The sequence below is a fragment of the Pseudomonas sp. Teo4 genome, assembly GCF_034387475.1.
In the GTDB taxonomy this organism is placed as follows: Bacteria; Pseudomonadota; Gammaproteobacteria; order Pseudomonadales; family Pseudomonadaceae; genus Aquipseudomonas.
In genome coordinates, this window is record NZ_JAXCIL010000001.1 from 2911034 (window position 1) to 2929996 (window position 18963).

Genomic DNA, 18963 nt, shown 5'->3' on the forward strand with positions numbered 1-18963 from the left:
TTCGGGCCAGTAACGTCAGTGACAGCCGCGCGCGACCGCCTTGTTTATACGACGCGATATCGAGTCGTACGCCAAAGCGTTCGCGCACAAATCCCACAGGCATAACTGGCCCGAAACAAACGTAGGAGCGAGCCTTGCTCGCGATGCGCCGCGCGGGCGGCGCTCGATTTATGCACCACCTCAACACTCAAATCAGGCCCTTCCCCCAAGATTCCGGGCTACGCGGCCGGCGTCACCAGCCGATACCCAACCCCCGCCTCAGTGATAATGAACCGAGGCGCCGTAGGGTCATCGCCGAGCTTCTGCCTCAAGTGCCCCACCACAATCCGCAGATAGTGGGTATCGTCCACATGGGTCGGCCCCCAGATGTCCTTGAGCAACTGCTGCTGGGTAATCACCCGCCCCGGGTGCCCGGCCAGTTGCGCCAGCAGCGCATACTCCTTGCGGGTCAGCGCCACCTCTACCCCATCCAGGGTCACCTTGCGAAAGGCAAAATCGACCGTCAGCGGCCCGAAACTCGCCACCACCTCGCCGCCACTGGCCTGAGGCACCTGACGCAGCAGTGCGCGAATGCGCGCCAGGAACTCCTGAATACCAAAGGGCTTGGTCACATAGTCGTTGGCACCACCATCCAGCGCATCGACCTTCTGCACTTCGCTGGCGCGCACCGACAACACCATCACCGGCACCGTGCTCCATTCGCGCAGCTCACGCAGCACCTGCTGGCCGTCCATGTCCGGAAGGCCCAGGTCGAGCACCACGAGGTCCGGCTTGGCCAGGGCGGCCTGCGTCAGGCCCTCGGTGCCGGTGGCGGCCTCGATCACCTTGTAGCCCTGGGATACAAGGCTGATACGCAGGAACTTGCGGATCTGCGGCTCATCGTCGATGACCAGTAAGGTGGCGGTCTGGCTCATGGGGCTTCGCTTTCGGCTTCAGGTTGATCGGGCAGCGGCAAGCATAATGTGATGCAGGTACCCTGACCATCGATGCCTTCACTGACCAGGATCTGCCCACCGTGGGCGCCGATCATGCCTTGGCAGATGGCCAAGCCAAGCCCGGTGCCCTGCCCGCCCCGGTCGCCACGGGCGGCGGTGTAGAACATGTCGAAGATCTTTTCCCGCTCCGCCACCGGAATCCCTGGCCCCTGGTCGCTGACCGCGAAGTGCAATAGCTGCTCATGCACCGACACCTGCAACTCCAGACGCCCCTGTGCCGGCGAAAAGCGCGCGGCGTTTTCCAGCACGTTGATCAGCGCCTGTTCGATCAACGCCGCATGCACGAACAGCAAGGGCAGTTCGGCGGGCACTTCGGTGTGCACGCGCAGGGGCGCCAGCACCGCGCGCAGGCGGTTGAGGGCACTGCCGACGATATCCGCCGGGGCCACCCAGTCGCGGGCAAGCTTCAGCCCGCCATGGCCCAGGCGGGTCATGTCGAGCAGGTTCTGGATGTAGCGGTCCAGGCGCTCGGCCTCGTTGCGCGTGCCTTCCAGCAGCTCGCGCCGATCCGGCGGTGCAATGGCATCGCCCAGTGCCAGCAGGCTGTCGATGCTGCCGCGCATGGCGGTCAATGGCGTGCGCAGGTCATGGGACACCGACGCCAGCAAGGCGCTGCGCAACTGCTCGGTCTCGCCGTGCAGGCGTGCCGCTTCCAGTTGCTCGGCCAGCCGCGCCCGGGCCAGGGCCTGGGCCAAGGGTTGCCCGAGGGCCATCAGCAGGCGCCGGCGCTGGGCGCTGAGCGGCTCGCCGGAACGCGGCCGCACGCCCAGCAGCGCCAGTGGCTGCTCATCCACCGCCAGCGGCCACCACCACCAGCGCCCATGGGGCAAGGTGTCGCTGCCATGGCCCGCGGCCTGGCCGTGCTGCCAGGCCCACTCGGCGGCGGCCCGCTCGTTGTCGGTCAGGGACTGCGCCTCGCCACTGGCCAGGTGCAGAAGGCCTTCGGCATTGCGTTCAAGCAGGCACACTTGCATGTCCTGCAAACCGTTCAAATGCTGGCCGGCCGCGGTGAACACCGCTTGCCGGTCGGTGGCCACGGTCAGCCGGCGCGAGAGATCCAGCAGTTGGCTGGTCTGCGCCTGGGTCTCGCGCAGGGCCTGCAATTGCCGGCGCTGGCGGGCCGCCAGGTTGCCGGTGAGGGCAGCCATCAGCAGGAAGAACACCAGCGTCAGCACGTCTTCTTCACGCTGAATGGTTAACGAGAAGTTCGGCGGAATGAACAGAAAGTCGTAGGTCAGGAACGACAATGCCGCGCAGGCCAGCGCCGGCCCCAGGCTGCTGCGCACCGCCACCAGCAGTACAGCGGCAAGAAACACCAAGGATATGTTGGGCAAAGCCAATATGCTTGCCACGGCCCAGGACAGGCTGGCCGCCGCCGCAGTGGCCAGCACGGCCAACAGGTAATGGCGCCAGACCCACACACGCTTGACCGAAGCACGCGACGCTTGCGGCTGGGCATCGCGGTCGAGCACGTTGATTTCCAGGCCATGGCTTTCACGCAACAACCTGGCGGCCACCCCGGCGCCGAACAAACGTCGACGCAAGCGATCACGGGACTGCCCGACCAGCACCAGGCTGGCCCGGCGTTCAGCAGCATGCTGAATCAGCGTGCGCGCCACTTCCCCCGCACGCAGCACGACCACCTCGCCGCCCAGGCGCTCGGCAAGCTGCTGCGCGGCCTGCAGGCGGTGGCGGGCGGTTTCGTCTCGCAGCCGGCCGTTGTCCACATGCACCAGGCTCCAGGGCAGATGCCGACGCTGGGCAACCCGACAGGCATGGCGCACCAGGCGCTCGGCCTGTTCGTCGCCATCGACCCCGACCAGCAAGCGCCCGCGCAGGGCGGGTGCTTCCTGGCCACGCTGGCGGTAGCCGTGGGCAAGGTCGGCATCCACCTGGGCGGCGGCCGTCTGCATGGCCAGCTCGCGCAGGGCGGTGAGGTTGGTTTGGGAGAAGTAGGCATCGATGGCCGCCCGCGCTTGTTCGGGCACATACACCTTGCCTTCACGCAGACGTGCGAGCAGATCGCGCGGCGGCAGGTCGATCAACACCAGCTCGAAGGCTTCCTGCAACACCCAGTCGGGCAAGGTCTCGCGCACCTGCACGCCGGTGATGTCACGCACCTTGTCGTTCAGGCTTTCCAGATGCTGGACGTTGACCGTGGTGTAGACATCGATTCCGGCGGCCAACAGTTCCTGGACATCCTGCCAGCGCTTGGCGTGGCGGCTGCCTGGGGCGTTGGTGTGGGCCAGCTCGTCGACCAGCGCCAGGGCCGGTGAGGCCTTGAGCAGGCCATCGAGGTCCATTTCCTCCAGCATGACGCCCCGGTACTCGCTGCGCAGCAAGGGTTGCTGGAGCATGCCGCCGAGCAAGGCTTCGGTCTCGGCACGGCCATGGGTCTCGACCACTCCGGCCAGCACCTGCACGCCTTGGCGCTGCTGGGCGTGGGCGGCCTGCAGCATGGCGTAGGTCTTGCCCACCCCAGGCGCGGCGCCGAGGAACACCTTGAGCCTGCCGCGCCCTTCCCGGGGCAGGTTGGCCAACAGCGCGTCTGCGCGGGTGGAATCACTCATGCTTCATCCTTTCTGTGTACAGCCCATACCGCAATTTCGGCACAGCTCATGTGGGAGCGGGTTTACCCGCGAATACGTCGGTGCATTCACTGCACCATTCGCGGGTAAACCCGCTCCCACAGGCCCCTGCCAAATCAATCAGCCCCGTGTCAGTTGCCGATATTTCCGAGCGCCTGGTTCAATGCCAGGACATTGACCACAGGCGGGCCGATCAATGGCCGAAGGGTGGCCTCTTCCACCAAGGCTTGCAAGCGCTCGACGGGCACTTGCCGGGCCGCCGCCACACGTGGCAGCTGATAGGCCACGGCTTCAGGCGGCAGATGCGGGTCCAGGCCGCTGCCAGAGGTGGTCACTAGCGCCAGCGGTACGCCCCCTTGCGCGGATTGGTAAAGCGCCGCCGCATCCCCCTTCACCCGCTCAGCCAACGCCGGGTTGCTTGGCGAAAGGTTGCTCGCGCTGCTCGCCACGGTGGCATAGGCACCCGCCGAAGGACGCGAGTGGAACCAGCCATCGCCCTGGAAGTCCTGGGCGATCAACGCCGAGCCACGCACCTGGCCTTGGCTGTCGCGCACCAGGCTGCCATTGGCCTGTCCGGGGAAGGCAACCTGGGCAATGCCCGTCACCGCCAGGGGATACAACGCGCCGGTGACCAGGGTCATCAGCAGGGCCAGGCTCATCGCCGGACGCAGGTAGGTGTTCATGTCGGCCTCCTCAGACCAGGTGCAGTGCATTGAGCAACATGTCGATGAGCTTGATCCCGGCAAACGGCACGATGAGCCCGCCCACGCCGTAGATCAGCAGGTTGCGCCGCAGCAGCTGGGCCGCACTCGCCGCCTGCACCCGCACACCGCGCAGGGCGAGTGGGATCAGCACGATGATGATCAGCGCGTTGAACACGATCGCCGACAATATCGCGCTTTGCGGGCTGGCCAGGTGCATCAGGTTGAGCACGCCCAATTGCGGATAGATGGCGGCGAACAGCGCCGGAAGAATGGCGAAGTACTTGGCCACGTCGTTGGCGATGGAGAAGGTGGTGAGCGCACCGCGGGTCACCAGCAACTCCTTGCCCACCTGAACCACATCCAGCAGCTTGGTCGGGTCGCTGTCCAGGTCGACCATGTTGGCCGCCTCACGCGCCGCCTGAGTGCCATCGTTCATGGCCATGCCCACATCCGCCTGGGCCAGCGCCGGGGCATCGTTGGCACCATCGCCGCACATGGCCACCAGGCGCCCGTCGTTCTGCTCCTGGCGAATGCGCGCCAGCTTCTTCTCGGGCGTGGCTTCGGCCAGCACATCGTCCACCCCCGCCTCGGCAGCGATGGCCGCAGCGGTCAGGGGGTTGTCGCCGGTCACCATCACGGTGCGAATGCCCAGCTTGCGCAGCTCGGCGAAGCGCTCGCGAATGCCCGGCTTGACCACATCCTTGAGGTGAATCACGCCCAGCAAGCGCTTGTCGATGCATACCAGCAGTGGCGTGCCGCCGCTTTGGGCGATGCGCTCGACTTCGCGGGCCAGCGCCGACGGCATCTCCAGGCGTTGCATGCCGACAAAGGCCAGCACCGCATCGACCGCACCCTTGCGGTAGCGATGCTGCTGGAAATCGACACCCGAAAGCCGGGTCTCGGCGCTGAAGGCGATGGGTACCAGCTGACTCGTGGTCGGTTCGATAAACGCGTGCAGTTGACGCAGGTACTCGACGATCGACTTGCCCTCGGCGGTGTCATCGGCCAGCGATGCCAGCAAGGCGCCCTCCCCTAGTTCCTTGGCCGTCACGCCCGGTGCGGCGTGCAGGGCGCTGCAACGACGGTTGCCGAAGGTGATGGTGCCAGTCTTGTCGAGCATCAGCGTGTGCACATCACCGGCCGCTTCCACGGCGCGCCCCGAGCGGGCGATGACATTGAGCCGCACCAACCGGTCCATACCGGCGATGCCGATGGCCGACAGCAGGCCGCCGATGGTGGTGGGAATCAGCGTCACCAACAAGGCCGCGAGGAAGATCAGCGGCAGGCTGCCGCCGGCGAAATGGGCGAACGGCTGCAGGGTCACGACCACGATCAGAAAAATCAGGGTCAGGCCGATCAGCAGGATGTCCAGGGCGATTTCGTTCGGCGTCTTCTGCCGCTTGGCGCCTTCAACCAGGGCGATCATGCGGTCCAGGGTCGACTCGCCAGGGTTGCTGGTGATGCGGATCAGCAACCAGTCGGACACCAGGCGGGTGTTGCCGGTAACCGCCGAACGGTCGCCACCGGACTCACGGATCACCGGAGCCGATTCGCCCGTGATGGCGGCCTCGTTGACGGCGGCGATACCCTCCAGCACTTCGCCGTCACCGGGGATCAACTCACCCGCCACCACCTTTACCACATCGTCCTTGCGCAACTGGGTCGCGGGCACGCTTTCGAAGGCGCCAGCGCGGTTGCGCCGCTGGGCGGTAAGGCCCTGGCTGCCAGCCTTGAGGCTGTCGGCGCGGGCCTTGCCACGGCCTTCGGCCAGGGCCTCGGCAAAGTTGGCGAACAGCACGGTGAACCACAGCCACAGGGCAATCTGCACCGCCACGCTGGTGCTCACGCCGCTGCCCGGCGCGAAACACAGCACCGTGGTAAGCACCGCCGTGAGGGCGACCACCAGCATCACCGGAGAGCGCTTGAGTTGACGCGGGTCGAGCTTGACGAAGGCCTGCAGCATGGCCGGGCGCCAGAGCGCGGCGAAGCGGGTCTGGTCCTTGGCGCTGGAAGGGGCTTTCACCTCAGGAATGGGCATGTTCATGGTTCGCTCCTCAGAAGCCCAGGCTCAGATGTTCGGCAATCGGCCCAAGGGCCAGGGTCGGCAGGAAGGTCAGGCCGCCTACCAGCAGGATGGTCACCACCAGCAAGGTGGCGAACAGCGGGCCGTGGGTCGGGAAACTGTTCAGCCCTTGCGGCGCGGTTTTCTTCGCCGCCAGGCTGCCTGCCAAGGCCAGCACCGGCAGGATGTAGCCGAAGCGGCCAATCAGCATGGCCAGGCCGATCATCAGGTTATGGAACACGGTGTTGGCGCCGAAGCCGGCAAAGGCCGAGCCGTTGTTGGCGGCGCCAGAGGTGTAGGCGTACAGCAGCTGGCTGAAGCCATGCGCGCCCGGGTTGCTCACCGCCCCCGCAGGGCCCGGCAGGCTGGCGGCGATGGCGCCAAGCACCAGCACGCCCACCGGCATCACCAACAAGGTCGCCACCAGCAGCTGCACTTCGCGGGCTTGCAGTTTCTTGCCCAGGTATTCCGGCGTGCGGCCAATCATCAGGCCTGCCAGGAACACGGCAATCAGCACGAACAGCAGCATCCCGTAGAGCCCCGCGCCGACGCCGCCGAAGATCACCTCACCGACCATCATGTTGGCCATGGCGACCAGGCCCGTCAGCGGGTTGAGGCTGTCGTGCATGGCATTGACCGAGCCGTTGGACGCAGCAGTGGTGGTCACGGTCCAGAGCACGGAACCTGTGGTGCCGAAGCGGCTTTCCTTGCCCTCCATCGGCGCGCTCGCTTGTACCTGTGCGCTCTCCAGTGCCGGGTTGGGTTGGTATTCCGACCACAACGCCGTGCCACCGCCGATCAGGAACAGGGCAAGCATGCAGGCCATGATGGCGCGACTCTGGCGCAGGTCCTTGACGTAGTGGCCAAAGGTAAACACCAAGGCTGCCGGGATCAGGATGATCGACGCCACCTCGAACAGGTTGCTCCAGGCCGTGGGGTTCTCGAACGGGTGCGCCGAGTTCACGCCGAAGAAGCCGCCGCCGTTAGTACCCAATTGCTTGATGGCGATCTGGCTGGCGGCCGGCCCCAGTGGAATGGTCTGGTCGGCGCCTTGCAGCGTCACGGCATGGGCGTAATCGGCGAAGGTCTGTGGTACGCCCTGCCACACCAGCAGCAGCGCCAGCACCAGACACAGCGGTACCAGGCCGTATAGGGTGGCACGGGTCATGTCGACCCAGAAGTTGCCCAGCGTTGCCGCCGAGCGCCTGGCGATGCCACGGCACAAGGCGACCAGCACGGCCAGGCCGGTGGCGGCGCTGACGAAGTTCTGCACGGTCAAGCCGAGCATCTGGCTCAGGTAGCTGACCGAAGCCTCGCCACTGTAGGCCTGCCAGTTGGTGTTGGTGACGAAGCTGACCGCCGTGTTGAAGGCCAGCGACCATTCCTGGCCGGGCAAGTGCTGCGGGTTGAGCGGCAGGTAGCCCTGCAACAGCAGAACCCCGAACAGCAGCACGAACCCGGCCAGGTTGAAGGCCAACAGGGCCAGGGCGTACTGCTTCCAGTTCTGCTCCTGATCGGTGCGCACGCCGGCCAGCTTGTAACAGCCCCGCTCCAGCGGGCCGATTACCGGGCTGAGCCAGGTACGCTGGCCTTCCATCACCTTGTAGTAGAAACGCCCCAGCCAAGGTGCAGGTAACAGCACGATGGCAAAGAAGGCCAACAGCAATGCGTAGTCGTAACTGTGCATGACCGCTCCCTAGCTGCGATCGGCGCGCAGCAGCGCCGTAAGCAGGTAAATCGCCAAAGCCACTGCCAGCAGCAGTGACAGCCCGTCGAGCAAGTTCATGTGTGCTTCTCCCCGTCCGTGCGGCGTGGGCCGCTATGGGGAAATTGTCCGAGCGAGGGGCGTAAAGGGGCGAGATCGGGGGATGGGTCAGCGCATAAAGAGTGCGTAAAGATGCAGCCCGTTACCGGGCTGCAGAGGGGCATCAGTTGGTCTTGAGTTCAAAGCCTTTGTTCACGAACAGCGACGCGAACAGGGTTTTCTCCGGGCGGAAGGTGTATTGCTCTTCAACCGAGCCCTCAGTGGCCAGTTTGGCGACGATGGCGCACTCCGAGTCACTGTACTTCTTCGCCTTGGCGCCGAAGTCGCTTTGCCAGGTCGACAGCCCCATCTGCGAGCAGAAAGCTTCGACTGGCGCCTTGCGGCCGGTGTTGAACGCCTCGAACTGTTCTTTCAACGAACTGAAACCTGTGTAGGTCAGCTCGTAGGTTTCCAGCTTGGCCTTGCGCGCGAAGTTGTTCACCGATTCAGCAAGTACACCTTGCCCGGTGAAAGAGCTGTAGGCACCGACGATGAAGGCGCTCAACGACGACTTCAGCATGTCCTGCACATCGTCCAGCTCTGGCAGCGAGGCAAAATGTGCCTCGCGCACGATCTGGCCGACCTTGCTGCCATCGTTGCGGTGGGTGACCACGAAGGTCATGGTCCCCTCCCCGTCATCCGAGCGCTTGAGGGTCAGGTCCAGGTCCACCGTGTTGCCGAACTCACCGCTCGCGGCGGTCAGGAAAGCCCCGGTAACCGGCATGCGCTGCGCCATGTTGGCGCCCCAGTCGTAGGAGGACTTGACCACATCGCCATACTGGCCGATCTCGTCGCGCGGTTGAATCTCATCGCTGACATCGGCCACCAGCACCACTTCCGCGCCCTTGCTGGACACGTACGGGTTGCTTTGGTCCATGCCCAGCAACTGAACGCGAATTTCGCCGTCCTTGCTGTCACCGGAATGGCTGAGCTTGAGGGCCTCTGCCCGCAAGTAGACGCCCCCTGCCCCACGCCCGGTAGTGGAAGCCATCTGGTATTTGCTCCAGCCCGCCAAGCCTTCGTCGCCAGACGCGCCACGGGCCGACTCGAGCATCGAGCTCAGACCGCGCAGGAACTTCTCAGCGCCGTTGGTTTGTGCCGCTGCCAAGCGAATTTCCGGGTTTTCCACGGTCAGATCACCGGAGAACACCGAATACGAGATCTCGCCTTCGGACAGCACGTCCTGCAGGAAGAAGCGGTCCTTGAAGTCATCGTAATACGCCAGGGCGGCCTTCTTGCCTGAACTGGAGAGCATGGCGGTCGCACCGCCTACCACCACAACCGCTGCGGCGATCGAGGCCAGCAGCAGCTGTTTTTTACTCATGGTCTTGTTGGTCATCACGCAGCCTTACTGGAGTTGGGCGGAAGCATTGTTCCAGGTGTTCACGTACTGCTGGGAAACCTCTGGGGTCCAGCTGAAGTCGATGCCTGCATCGGGGAATTCGCGGCCAAGCACCGCGCCGAAGGACACGCGGTCTGCGCAGGTGTCCTGCTCGCACGCCTCGGGTTCACCCACCGTGTAGGCCCTGAAGGTCGGCATGACCTTGCCATCGACCAGCGGCGCACCGGGGGTCATGTTCGCGACCTGAACCACATACCAGCCGTTGGCAAATTCATAATCGGCCACCAGCCGGCCTTTGCCCGGGAAGTCGATATCGTAGTAATCGCCGTCCTTGCCGGTCACATGCACCATCATCGGGCTGGCACGCTTGGAACTGGCCGGGTCCAGCATGGCCAGTGGTGCGCTGTAGCGAACGCGAATGCCCGCCAGTTGAGCCAGTGCTTCGGTCTCATGCCCTTCATATTCCTTCATGCCCGCCTTGAGCTGCTCGTAGCGTGCCAGTACTCGCGTGTGCAGGTCGGCAAGGCGTTCCTGTTGCCGGCGCAATTCCCGAACCCGTTGCTCCTCACGTTGCACGGCCCAGTTGGCCCCGTCGCGGACATCGAAGAAGAACTGGCCACGGTTTTCACCCAGGCGGTTGCGCACGATCTTGCCTTTGTCATCACCCCATCCAGTGGTCGAGTACAGCGAATCGAGGCTCTTGGCAACGACGAGGGTGTTCACGCCCACCGTGGAGGGCGAAGTCGTCTTGAGCAGCTGGAACACTTCCAGTGCCGCACGTTTGTACTGCGCAGGGTCCAGGGCAAACGATTCGTCCGGGGTGGTCACGACGTAGGAAGGGTCGTAGCCGAACGGCCCCATCACACCGTAGGAACCGCGCTGGAAAGCCAGATACAGCTTCATTTGCCGGGCAGGGATTTCGCCCAGCAAGAACAGCGCCTCGTCAGCTTTTGGCGAAAGGTAGGACAAAGCCTTGCCTTTGACGGCTTCTGCCTGCGCATTGGTGAACATCAAGCCGCTCGGGTGAACATAGACCCGCGTCCAGTTGCCACCACGGTAGGTGTTGGGAACCTTCCAGGCCACTTTGTCGAACTCGCCTTCGCTATAACCGGAAGTCGGGCACGGCATCGCCGGTGTGGACGAAAAGGCCAGGCTACCATCGCTCTGTTCGAGCACCGACTTGCTCATGGCCCACTTGCAACCAGCAGCGTCCGTGACCTGCACCAGTTGGGCGTGGCCCACGACCAATGCGCGGCCCAGGTCGCCGGTTGGCACGGCGGCCACTGCAGAGGGCGCCGCTGGCGCTGGAGCTGGTGCGGCTACCGGCTGTGCTGGGGCGGCAGGCTGCGCAGGCGCCGCCAAGGGTGGCGCAGCGACAGGTGCCGAGACAGCGGCAACGACGGGCGCTTCGACCACGGCTTGTGCCGGGGCTGCCGGCTTGGCTGCCTCGACGACCGGCGCAGGCGGCGGTGCTACCGACTCGACCGGAACTGGAGCCGGTGCTTCGACTTTTGCCGCAGCAGCGGCCAGGGTGACGATCCCCAGGTTGGCTGCAGTGCCCGAGCCACTGGCGTAAAGGTTGCCGGTGGCGTCAACCGCCTTCCAGCTGACCTTCGCGGCCGGGCAGTCCTTACCCAGCACGAACGGCAGCTTGGCCACCAGGCCAGACAAGAGTTCCTGGTTGTCCCAGGCAGGTCGGCTAATGGTCAACTCGATGTCAGATTTACACCAGGTGGTCGCGTCACCTGGAACTTCGACCTTGATGTGATCTTTTTTCGAATAAGCCAGTTCATGGGCGAAAGCGGGCAACGAGAGGCCACACGCGCCAGCAACGGCCAGCGCGAGGGTGCGCTTTTTCATGGTCATGCTCAAATCAGCTCCCAGGTGCCGTTGGTTTGTTTACAGAAGGTGTTCTGCTGTTGCTCGGCCTGGCCGCTCGCAGACTTCAGGTTGACCGTAACCGGCCGGCAGGCGGTTTCGGCGGCAACCTGTTCGGTCGGCAGCGACTGAATGGCGTCCAGGTCGAACGCCTGGGTTTCCTTGCTGGCAGCGACATCCATATCGTCCAGGTTGACCGCTGGAGCCGCGACTTTCGCCACTGCCAGGGCCTTGGGCTGCACGTAGTCTTTGTGTACGTAGCCCACGGTGACCCCTTTACGCCCCACCAAAACCCAATCACCGGTCGAACCGACAGCGGTGAATTCGGTATTGCTCGGCAACCCGCCGACCTTCTCGGCCTTGAGGTTTGGCGCCGCACGCACGTTGAGGCTCGACTTGCTGACGTAAGGTTCGTTGATCAAGGTCATCGACGGCACGGCCTGGATCTTCGGCGCACGCTTCACGGCCACGGTCTGGGTCTTGGTGTATTCCTTGCCTTGGGTGATCTGCGCGGTCGCACCGGAGTGGTCAGAGGACCAGGTGATCGGTTGCGACGTCGATACCACCGGCTGGCTCAGCGCTTCCTGGGTACGCAGCGCCAGCGCCTGCTGGTCCTTCTCGTCCAGCATGTGGCCGATACGGTTGCCGAGGTAACCGCCGATACCGGCGGCGATCAGGGTCGCAGCCACTTTGCCGCTGCCCTTGCCCATGGTGGCGCCGATGGCTGCGCCGGCCAGGCCACCGATCAAGGTGCCGGCCTGTTCTTTATTGATGCCCAGTTGAGCGCAGCCAGCGCTGCCGGCAATGGCGACGGCCAGAACCGAGGCGACAAACTTCTTACGCACGTTGAAACTCCATTTAATAAGTGAAACCCGCACTGCTTTGCGCAGCGGCGATGAGAGGTAGTCGGCAAATCAGGCAGGCAGCGCCCAACCGGGCGAGCTTGCCAAGGTGACAACGGAGAGGTGGATGGATGTCTGCGAAAGCGTTGGCGGGCTGTCCGCCAGGGAGGCGTTGCCAGGCGCTGCGCTGGAGCGCAGGCCACCGGCCAGGTGCACGGTTTTCGGGGCAACGGGCAGAACGAAGTACATCCGACGAATCCTTGTCAGAAAGAGGGGGCATAGTCCTGTATGCGAGGCGAAACATACCGCGAATGGCTGGCACGTGGCCAGCCAAATCGAAAGCAAGCTACTGACGTTCTTTCACCGCTTGCCAAACGATGTGGGGTAAATCGCTGCGGTTCTAGCGCTGAGGCGTCTGCTGCCCCGCGTTGCGGCTCCAGTCCAGCAACAGGCTGTAGCCCACCGCCAGCAGGGTCGGCCCGATGAACAGGCCGATGAAGCCAAAAGCGATCAGGCCACCAAATACGCCAAGCAACACGATCACCAGCGGCAGGTTGCCGCCGCGGCTGATCAGGTACGGTTTGAGCACGTTGTCCACGCCACTGATGACGAAGGTGCCCCAGATGCCCAGGAACACCGCCATGCCGTACTCGCCCTTCCATACCAGCCAGCCGGTGGCAGGCACCCATGCCAGCGGTGGACCCATGGGTATCAGGCTGAGCATGAAGGTCACCAGGCCGAGGATGATAGCGCCCGGAACACCTGCGATGAGGAAGCCGATCAATGCCAGCAGGCCCTGGGCTGCGGCCGTGCCGATCACCCCGTTTACCACGCGCTGCACCGTGCCAGCCACCAGTTCCAGGTAATACTCGGCACGCTCGCCCATCAAGCGCTGCAACAGGCGCAGGACGAATGCCGCCAATCGTGGCCCGTCGCGGTAGAAGAAGAACACGAACACCAGGCTCAGGGTCAGTTCGAGTACGCCACTGCCCAATTGCGCACTACGTGCCAGCAGCCAGTTGCCGACCTGGCCCAGGTGGGGCCTGAGCGAAGCCAGCAGCACTGCGCCCTGCTGGTCGAGGGACTCCCACCAACTGACCAGGCGTCCACCAACCAAGGGGACACCCGCCAGCCAATCCGGTGCATCAGGCAGGCCGTCGACCTGCACATCACGCACGAAAGCCGTGGCATCGCGAATGTGGTCCGCCAGATTGAAGCCTAGCCAGACCAACGGCAAGGCCACGACCAGAATCCAGACACTGGTCAGCAGGCTCGCCGCAAGGGTTTCACGGCCGCCCAGCACGCGGGTCAGCAGGCGCATCAGCGGCCAGCTGGCAAAAGCCAGAATCGCCCCCCACAGCAACGCCGAAATGAACGGCGCCATTACCCACAGGCCGGCCCCCAGCAGCGCCAGCAAGAGAATCTGGATCAACAGGCGGTCATTGTTGGCCATGGTGACGCTCGATCAACGAATCAGTTCAAGGTGCAGGCCATCGGTGGGGGCATTCCCGACCTCCAGCCGGTTGCTGCGCACCCCGGCCTTGACCAGTTGCTCACGCCAGGCTTCGGCCTCGGCTCCGCTGAGGCTGGCGCGCAAGGTGCTGTCGAGGTTCAGGCTGCGCCCAAGCAAGGTCACCCAGGCAGGTTGCGGCGCCCCCAGGTCAGGGTAGTCGAGCTTGCCGGTGTCGCGCATCTCGCGCAGCACGGTAGCTGGCGTGGGCAGCAATTCGCCCAGCGGGCTGCCCGCGACGAACTCTTCGACGTGCAGGTAGGCGCGGCGGTTGCCACGGGTAACGCTGTACAACGCCACCAGCGTGTCGGCCTCTTCGGCCGAGCGGCGCAACAGGATGAATGCCTGCTGCTCGTCACCGCCATTGAGCCGTGCGTTGCCGAACACATCGTTGGCCCACAGGCTGGCTTCGCCGCAATCGCGGCCCTGGCACCAGAACAAGGGATAACCGCCATCATGCTGCAGCTGTTCGCGAGCGCTGGTGAAGGCCTCACGGGCGGTGCGCTCGACGGGCAGTTCGTAGGTCACCGAGCTGACTTGGCCGCGGCTTTCGACCTTTTCGTCGACCCGCAGACGGCCGCTTATCTTGCGTAGCGGGCCCATGGGGTAGACGCGCTCCTGTTCGACGGCCGGGCGTTGGTCGACGACTTTGGCATCTAGTGGAACCGGCAGGCTACCCGCCCATGAAGCGGCGCTGGCAAGCGTGAGGCAGGCGGCGAAGGTGGTGCGGACGAAAACGAATACGCTCATCGGCCACCCATGGGGCGCGTGGTGACGAAGCGAAGCTCCAGGATGTGTGGCATGTGCATGGTTGTCTCCCTGTTCAACCCGCCAAGCCTCGGCACTTGTCCGGTGCAAGTCAAGCAAAGCCAAAGAAGCGATTGAAACAGTCTGCGACAAGGATCGCGCCCTGCTCATCGTTCAGGTGCAAATGATGCCCGCCGGGCAGCACCACCCGCTCAAAGGGTAGCTGCTCCAGCAACTCGGTGTGACGCCCGAGCATGCCATCGGCTGCCACCACCAGACAGCTCGGGCAACTGACCCGACGTACGTAGGCCATCGCCTGGGCCTGATTCAAGCGCACCGGCGAAGGCAAGGTCAGCCGGCTGTCGCTGCGCCAACTGTAGCCGCCGGGCACCGGCATCAGCCCACGCTGGGCCAGCAACTGCGCAGCTTCGTGGCTGACCGCGACCATCCCCTTCATGCGTGCTTGCACGCCCTCTTCCACCGAGGTGTAAACCGACTTGCGTTTGCCATCCAGGCGCAACTGCGCCTGCAACGACATGCCCAGACGCTCGGCCGCGTCCTGCTCTGCGCCGGTAGGCGGTATGACGCCGTCGATCAGCGCCAGGTGGCTGACCCTGTCCGGCAAGGCACCGGCCAGCTGCACCGAGATGATTGCCCCCAGTGAGTGGCCAAGCAGGGCAAAACGCTGCCAGCCAAGCTGCTCGGCAACCCGCAGCACATCGTGGGCGTAATCGGCCAGGGCGTAGCCAGCCCCAGGCGGGCGGTGTTCGGAATACCCATGGCCGGCCAAGTCCAGCGCGACGATGCGCAAACCCTGCAGGCGTGGCGCCAGGCGGGCGAAGCTGTTGGCATTGTCCAGCCAGCCATGCAGCGCGATCACCGGCAGCCCGTCCGGCGGCCCGAACAGGTGTGCGGCCAGCTCGATATGCCCCAGGTTAAGGCGCACCTCTTCGACGTGCAGGCTCATGCCTGGCTCCAGCGGTCGAACAAGCCCTTGATCAGGCTGGCGGTGTCGGCGGGGCGCTCCAGCGGGAACATATGGCCACCCGGTACGCTGTGGTACTCGCCGTTGGGCATGCCGCGCACGGCAAACGTGTGGTGACGACGAATCACCCGGCTACGGTCGCCACGCACCATCGCCAACGGCACCTGCAACTGCCGCGCCGGTGCCGGGCTGGCATGGGGGATGCTGCGGTAGATGCTGATCTCGGTGGCTGGGTCGAAGCGCAGCCGCAGCCCCTCGTCCACCGTTTGCAGGCCATGCTCCAGGTAGGCTTCAAGGCAGTCGGGGTCGAAATTGCGGAACAAGGTCTTGCTGGCAAAATAGTCCCGTGCACTGTCACGATCGGTAAAGGCCTCACGCCGCCCCAGGGTGCGACCCGCTGGTGTGATGCGGTCGATGAAACCAAAACGCTTGGCAGTGCGGATCAGCCATTGGTCTGCGCGGGTCAGCACCGGCGAGTCGAGCATCACCACGCCCCGGTATAACTCCGGGCGGCGCAGCGCGGCATGCAGGTGCAACACACCACCCAGGGAATGGCCGACACCCCAGACCGGCTGGTCCTGACGGGCCAGATGATGCAACAGTTCATCGACCAGGTTCTGCCAGTTGTCATCGACCGGGAAGCGCGGGTCGTGGGCGTGCTGGGCCAGGTGAGTCACCTGGTAGTCCGGCGCCAGCGCGGCGAACAGCTTGCCGTAGGTAGCCGAGGGAAAACCGTTGGCATGGGCGAAGAAGATCTGCTGCGACATGGCGCCAGGTCCGAACCGGGGATGGTCGCTCATTGTCAGCATCGCGAAGGCTCTCGGCAATGTCCGGAAAGGTCATCGCACAGGGCAATCAGGACAGGTCGAAACTGAGCAACGAGCGGCGCAGGCAGGCTTGCATGTAGGCCAGCTGGCTCTCGAGCACTTCACGGGCCAGGCGCTGGTCCTGGTGGTCGAGCTGCAGCCGGCGCAGCGCCAGGCAGCTGGTCTGCAACAGGTGGGACACACGCAAGCAGGCGTCCTGCAGCTTGCGCAGGTCTTCCTCGCTTTGAAGCCGGGTGGCTGGGTCCGGGCAGCTACTGCCCTGGACCTTACCCATCAGGTAATACAACTTGGCGTCCGCCGCTTCTCGCAAAAGGCTGTACTCGGCGAAGTCCAGCATGTCGTTGGCCTGCACTTTGTCCATCATGGGCTGCAAATTCGCACAGCGCACCAGCTCCAACCTTCGACCACTCATCCAGCACTCCCAGCCTCTAACATGCTTCCGTCATCTGGATGCAACGCTAGCAATGCCTCGCCAAAGGCGGCAACTGACAAAAATGCCAGTTGCCCAGTTTCAGTCTGGTGAATTAATCGCGTGCAGGGTCATCAGGCCTGCCAATGGCCACTCCCCTTCCAGCTCCGCCAGGCTGGCAGTGGTCATGGGCGCGGGTTGCTGGCCGTGACCATGCTCCAGCATTCCGACCAGTGTGCCCACCAAGGGTTGGTGGCTGACCAGCAGCACATGCTCGAGGCCCAGGCGCTCGATTTCGCCAATCACCTGCCGCACGTCGCTGTCCGGGGTCAGCCATGACACGGTTTGCACAGGGTCGGCAAAGCCCAGCGTGTCGTGCACCAACGCGGCGGTTTGCTGGGCACGCACATACGGGCTGGCCAGAATGGCTTGCAGGGGCTGGCCCAACAGGCGTGCGGCACTGTGCAGCACCTGCTCGCGGCCATGGGGCGTCAAGCGACGCTCGGCGTCGGTATTGGCCCGCGGTTCGGCCTCGCCATGACGCAGAATCCAGAGTTTCATAGCTTGGGCTCTTCATCGCGTACCGGGTGCGCTGCTGGCGCCACGGCGTGAGGCGCCTCGCCTTCAGGGGCACGCGGCGTCGGCCAGTCGGCGAACGGCCAGGGTTTCTGGTCGCTGTGGAAACTGCCGAAACGACCGATCTGTGCCAGGTACTGGCTGAGGCTGTCGCCGAAGTTCATCAGGCTGGCGCTGGGGGCGCCGTAGACCAGCCGGTAGATGAGCTGCACCAGGACCAGGCCACCCAGCAGCAACTCGGCCAGCTGCCAGACCACCAGAAACACCAGCATCCACAGCACCCGCAGGATGATCGACTCGCGTTGCGCGCGCTCGGGGGTATCGTTCATGTCTTGCTCCTTGCTCTTGTCAGCCGCTGAAGGCTCAGTTGAAACCGCTTGTGGAAATGAAGTCGACGTCGGTCTTGGGTTCGGCGCGCATCAGGTGCTCGATGACCTGGTTCAGCGTACGGCCTTCGAACAGGATCGCGTGCAGGCCTGCCACCAGCGGCATGTACACCTGTACCTCCTGGGCCTTGGCTTTGAGCACCTTGAGGGTATTGACCCCTTCGGCCACCTCGCCCAGGCGGCTGACCGCCTGTTCCAGGCTCAGGCCCTGGCCCAGCGCATGGCCTACCTGGTAGTTGCGGCTCTTGGGCGAAGAACAGGTGACGATCAAGTCGCCGACCCCGGCCAGCCCCAGGAAAGTCATGGGGTTGGCCCCCAGGCTCACGGCAAAGCGGGTCATCTCGGCCAGGGCGCGGGTAATCAGCATGCTCTTGGTGTTTTCCCCCATGCCCAGGGCAACGGCCATGCCGGCAATGATGGCGTAGACGTTCTTCAAGGCCCCGCCCAGTTCGACGCCGAAGCGGTCGCTGCTGGCATAGACCCGGAACGTGCGCCCGTGCAATACCGCCTGCACGCGCTGGCACAGGTCTTCGTCTTCACTGGCGACCACGGTGGCGGTCAGCGCATGTTCGGCGATTTCGCGGGCCAGATTCGGCCCCGACAGCACGCCAATGCGCGCCTGGGGGGCGATTTCTTCCAGAATCTGGCTCATCAGCTTGAAGCTCTGCGCCTCGATACCCTTGGTCAGGCTGACCAGGCACTTGCCGCGCAGCAGTTCGGCATGGGGGGCCAATACACTGCGCAGGGCGCTCGATGGCAGGGCCACGAATATCAGCTCGCAGGACTGCAGCGTAGCCAGCAGGTCGTTGACCGGCTCGACTCCATCAAGCAGGCGAATGCCCTTGAGGTAACGCGGATTCTCGCGATTGACGCGCATGGCCTCGGCCTGCTCGGGGTCGCGCATCCATTGGCGCACCGGCACGTTGTTCTCAGCCAGCAGGTTCGCCACGGCGGTGCCGAAGCTTCCGCCTCCCAGAACTGCAACAGGTTGCTGTTCAGTCATATTCAATCCGTTAAAGCCAAAAAGTTAAGTGGCGACCGGACCATTATACGGTGCGGATGCGACAGGAACAGTGCATGACGTGCGCGCTTCAGTGGCTTTGAGATCGCGCGCCGCCCGCGCGGCGCATCGCGAGCAAGGCTCGCTCCTACGTTTTTTTACGGCCAATAACACCTGTGACTGGCGCGCGCGACCGCCTTGTTTGTACGACGCGATACCGCGCCATGCGCCAAGGCGTTCGCGCGCAAATCCCACAGGCATAACTGGCCCGAAACAAACGTAGGAGCGAGCCTTGCTCGCGATGCGCC

The 18963-nt window shown here is 64.4% G+C and carries 18 protein-coding genes; all 18 read right to left on the reverse strand.

All coding sequences use genetic code 11. The features are described from left to right. Positions 1–218: 218 nt before the first annotated feature. Positions 219–914, reverse strand: coding sequence for a response regulator (locus tag PspTeo4_RS13180; protein ID WP_322364223.1), 696 nt, complete (start codon positions 912–914; stop codon positions 219–221). Next, positions 911–3565, reverse strand: a complete 2655-nt coding sequence (locus PspTeo4_RS13185; RefSeq protein WP_322364224.1) for a sensor histidine kinase KdpD — start codon at positions 3563–3565, stop codon at positions 911–913. The genes PspTeo4_RS13180 and PspTeo4_RS13185 overlap by 4 nt, the downstream gene beginning before the upstream one ends. Positions 3566–3714: 149 nt before the next feature. Continuing rightward, positions 3715–4266, reverse strand: a complete 552-nt coding sequence (gene kdpC / locus PspTeo4_RS13190; protein WP_322364225.1) for a potassium-transporting ATPase subunit KdpC — start codon at positions 4264–4266, stop codon at positions 3715–3717. Positions 4267–4276: 10 nt separating this feature from the next. Continuing rightward, complete coding sequence (gene kdpB / locus PspTeo4_RS13195) at positions 4277–6331, reverse strand: potassium-transporting ATPase subunit KdpB (protein WP_322364226.1); 2055 nt, start codon at positions 6329–6331, stop codon at positions 4277–4279. A 10-nt stretch (positions 6332–6341) separates the two neighbouring features. Beyond that, entirely contained in the window at positions 6342–8036 is a 1695-nt protein-coding gene (kdpA, locus tag PspTeo4_RS13200) for a potassium-transporting ATPase subunit KdpA (RefSeq protein ID WP_322364227.1), read from the reverse strand. A gap of 9 nt (positions 8037–8045) precedes the next feature. Further along, the gene (kdpF, locus tag PspTeo4_RS13205) at positions 8046–8135 is read right to left on the reverse strand and encodes a K(+)-transporting ATPase subunit F (RefSeq protein WP_322364228.1); all 90 of its coding nucleotides are present in this window, start codon (positions 8133–8135) and stop codon (positions 8046–8048) included. A gap of 142 nt (positions 8136–8277) precedes the next feature. Beyond that, positions 8278–9492 carry a hypothetical protein gene (locus PspTeo4_RS13210; protein WP_322364229.1) on the reverse strand — a complete coding sequence of 405 codons (1215 nt, stop codon included), beginning with the start codon at positions 9490–9492 and terminating at the stop codon, positions 8278–8280. Positions 9493–9501: 9 nt separating this feature from the next. Further along, positions 9502–11355, reverse strand: coding sequence for a hypothetical protein (locus PspTeo4_RS13215; RefSeq protein WP_322364230.1), 1854 nt, complete (start codon positions 11353–11355; stop codon positions 9502–9504). Between the two features lie 8 nt (positions 11356–11363). Further along, positions 11364–12218 carry an SH3 domain-containing protein gene (locus tag PspTeo4_RS13220; protein WP_322364231.1) on the reverse strand — a complete coding sequence of 285 codons (855 nt, stop codon included), beginning with the start codon at positions 12216–12218 and terminating at the stop codon, positions 11364–11366. Positions 12219–12287: 69 nt separating this feature from the next. Beyond that, on the reverse strand, positions 12288–12464 hold the full coding sequence (locus tag PspTeo4_RS13225; protein WP_322364232.1) for a hypothetical protein: 177 nt from the start codon (positions 12462–12464) through the stop codon (positions 12288–12290). 151 nt (positions 12465–12615) lie between these two features. Continuing rightward, positions 12616–13668 (reverse strand): AI-2E family transporter, encoded by a 1053-nt coding sequence (locus tag PspTeo4_RS13230; protein ID WP_322364233.1) that lies wholly within the window; start codon positions 13666–13668, stop codon positions 12616–12618. A gap of 12 nt (positions 13669–13680) precedes the next feature. Then, positions 13681–14475, reverse strand: a complete 795-nt coding sequence (locus tag PspTeo4_RS13235) for a DUF4892 domain-containing protein (RefSeq protein ID WP_322364234.1) — start codon at positions 14473–14475, stop codon at positions 13681–13683. Between the two features lie 109 nt (positions 14476–14584). Further along, entirely contained in the window at positions 14585–15439 is an 855-nt protein-coding gene (locus tag PspTeo4_RS13240; RefSeq protein ID WP_322364235.1) for an alpha/beta hydrolase, read from the reverse strand. Next, on the reverse strand, positions 15436–16224 hold the full coding sequence (locus PspTeo4_RS13245; protein WP_322364236.1) for an alpha/beta hydrolase: 789 nt from the start codon (positions 16222–16224) through the stop codon (positions 15436–15438). The genes PspTeo4_RS13240 and PspTeo4_RS13245 overlap by 4 nt, the downstream gene beginning before the upstream one ends. An 88-nt stretch (positions 16225–16312) precedes the next feature. Then, a complete protein-coding gene (locus tag PspTeo4_RS13250; RefSeq protein ID WP_322364237.1) occupies positions 16313–16696 on the reverse strand; it encodes a hypothetical protein in 384 nt (127 codons plus the stop codon). Between the two features lie 99 nt (positions 16697–16795). Further along, on the reverse strand, positions 16796–17254 hold the full coding sequence (sixA, locus tag PspTeo4_RS13255; protein ID WP_322364238.1) for a phosphohistidine phosphatase SixA: 459 nt from the start codon (positions 17252–17254) through the stop codon (positions 16796–16798). After that, the gene (locus tag PspTeo4_RS13260) at positions 17251–17598 is read right to left on the reverse strand and encodes a DUF4389 domain-containing protein (protein WP_322364239.1); all 348 of its coding nucleotides are present in this window, start codon (positions 17596–17598) and stop codon (positions 17251–17253) included. The genes sixA and PspTeo4_RS13260 overlap by 4 nt, the downstream gene beginning before the upstream one ends. A 34-nt stretch (positions 17599–17632) precedes the next feature. After that, positions 17633–18658 carry an NAD(P)H-dependent glycerol-3-phosphate dehydrogenase gene (locus PspTeo4_RS13265; RefSeq protein ID WP_322364240.1) on the reverse strand — a complete coding sequence of 342 codons (1026 nt, stop codon included), beginning with the start codon at positions 18656–18658 and terminating at the stop codon, positions 17633–17635. Positions 18659–18963 lie beyond the last annotated feature (305 nt).

Excerpts from the sequence above, each read along its gene's own strand:
- PspTeo4_RS13235 (WP_322364234.1), bottom strand. The coding sequence starts at position 14,475 with ATGAGCGTATTCGTTTTCGTCCGCACCACCTTCGCCGCCTGCCTCACG.
- PspTeo4_RS13265 (WP_322364240.1), bottom strand. The coding sequence starts at position 18,658 with ATGACTGAACAGCAACCTGTTGCAGTTCTGGGAGGCGGAAGCTTCGGC.
- PspTeo4_RS13240 (WP_322364235.1), bottom strand. The coding sequence starts at position 15,439 with ATGAGCCTGCACGTCGAAGAGGTGCGCCTTAACCTGGGGCATATCGAG.
- kdpC (WP_322364225.1), bottom strand. The coding sequence starts at position 4,266 with ATGAACACCTACCTGCGTCCGGCGATGAGCCTGGCCCTGCTGATGACC.
- PspTeo4_RS13250 (WP_322364237.1), bottom strand. The coding sequence starts at position 16,696 with ATGAGTGGTCGAAGGTTGGAGCTGGTGCGCTGTGCGAATTTGCAGCCC.
- sixA (WP_322364238.1), bottom strand. The coding sequence starts at position 17,254 with ATGAAACTCTGGATTCTGCGTCATGGCGAGGCCGAACCGCGGGCCAAT.
- PspTeo4_RS13260 (WP_322364239.1), bottom strand. The coding sequence starts at position 17,598 with ATGAACGATACCCCCGAGCGCGCGCAACGCGAGTCGATCATCCTGCGG.
- kdpF (WP_322364228.1), bottom strand. The coding sequence starts at position 8,135 with ATGAACTTGCTCGACGGGCTGTCACTGCTGCTGGCAGTGGCTTTGGCG.
- PspTeo4_RS13245 (WP_322364236.1), bottom strand. The coding sequence starts at position 16,224 with ATGTCGCAGCAGATCTTCTTCGCCCATGCCAACGGTTTTCCCTCGGCT.
- PspTeo4_RS13215 (WP_322364230.1), bottom strand. The coding sequence starts at position 11,355 with ATGAAAAAGCGCACCCTCGCGCTGGCCGTTGCTGGCGCGTGTGGCCTC.
- PspTeo4_RS13185 (WP_322364224.1), bottom strand. The coding sequence starts at position 3,565 with ATGAGTGATTCCACCCGCGCAGACGCGCTGTTGGCCAACCTGCCCCGG.
- PspTeo4_RS13225 (WP_322364232.1), bottom strand. The coding sequence starts at position 12,464 with ATGTACTTCGTTCTGCCCGTTGCCCCGAAAACCGTGCACCTGGCCGGT.
- PspTeo4_RS13230 (WP_322364233.1), bottom strand. The coding sequence starts at position 13,668 with ATGGCCAACAATGACCGCCTGTTGATCCAGATTCTCTTGCTGGCGCTG.
- kdpB (WP_322364226.1), bottom strand. The coding sequence starts at position 6,331 with ATGAACATGCCCATTCCTGAGGTGAAAGCCCCTTCCAGCGCCAAGGAC.
- PspTeo4_RS13210 (WP_322364229.1), bottom strand. The coding sequence starts at position 9,492 with ATGACCAACAAGACCATGAGTAAAAAACAGCTGCTGCTGGCCTCGATC.
- PspTeo4_RS13180 (WP_322364223.1), bottom strand. The coding sequence starts at position 914 with ATGAGCCAGACCGCCACCTTACTGGTCATCGACGATGAGCCGCAGATC.
- kdpA (WP_322364227.1), bottom strand. The coding sequence starts at position 8,036 with ATGCACAGTTACGACTACGCATTGCTGTTGGCCTTCTTTGCCATCGTG.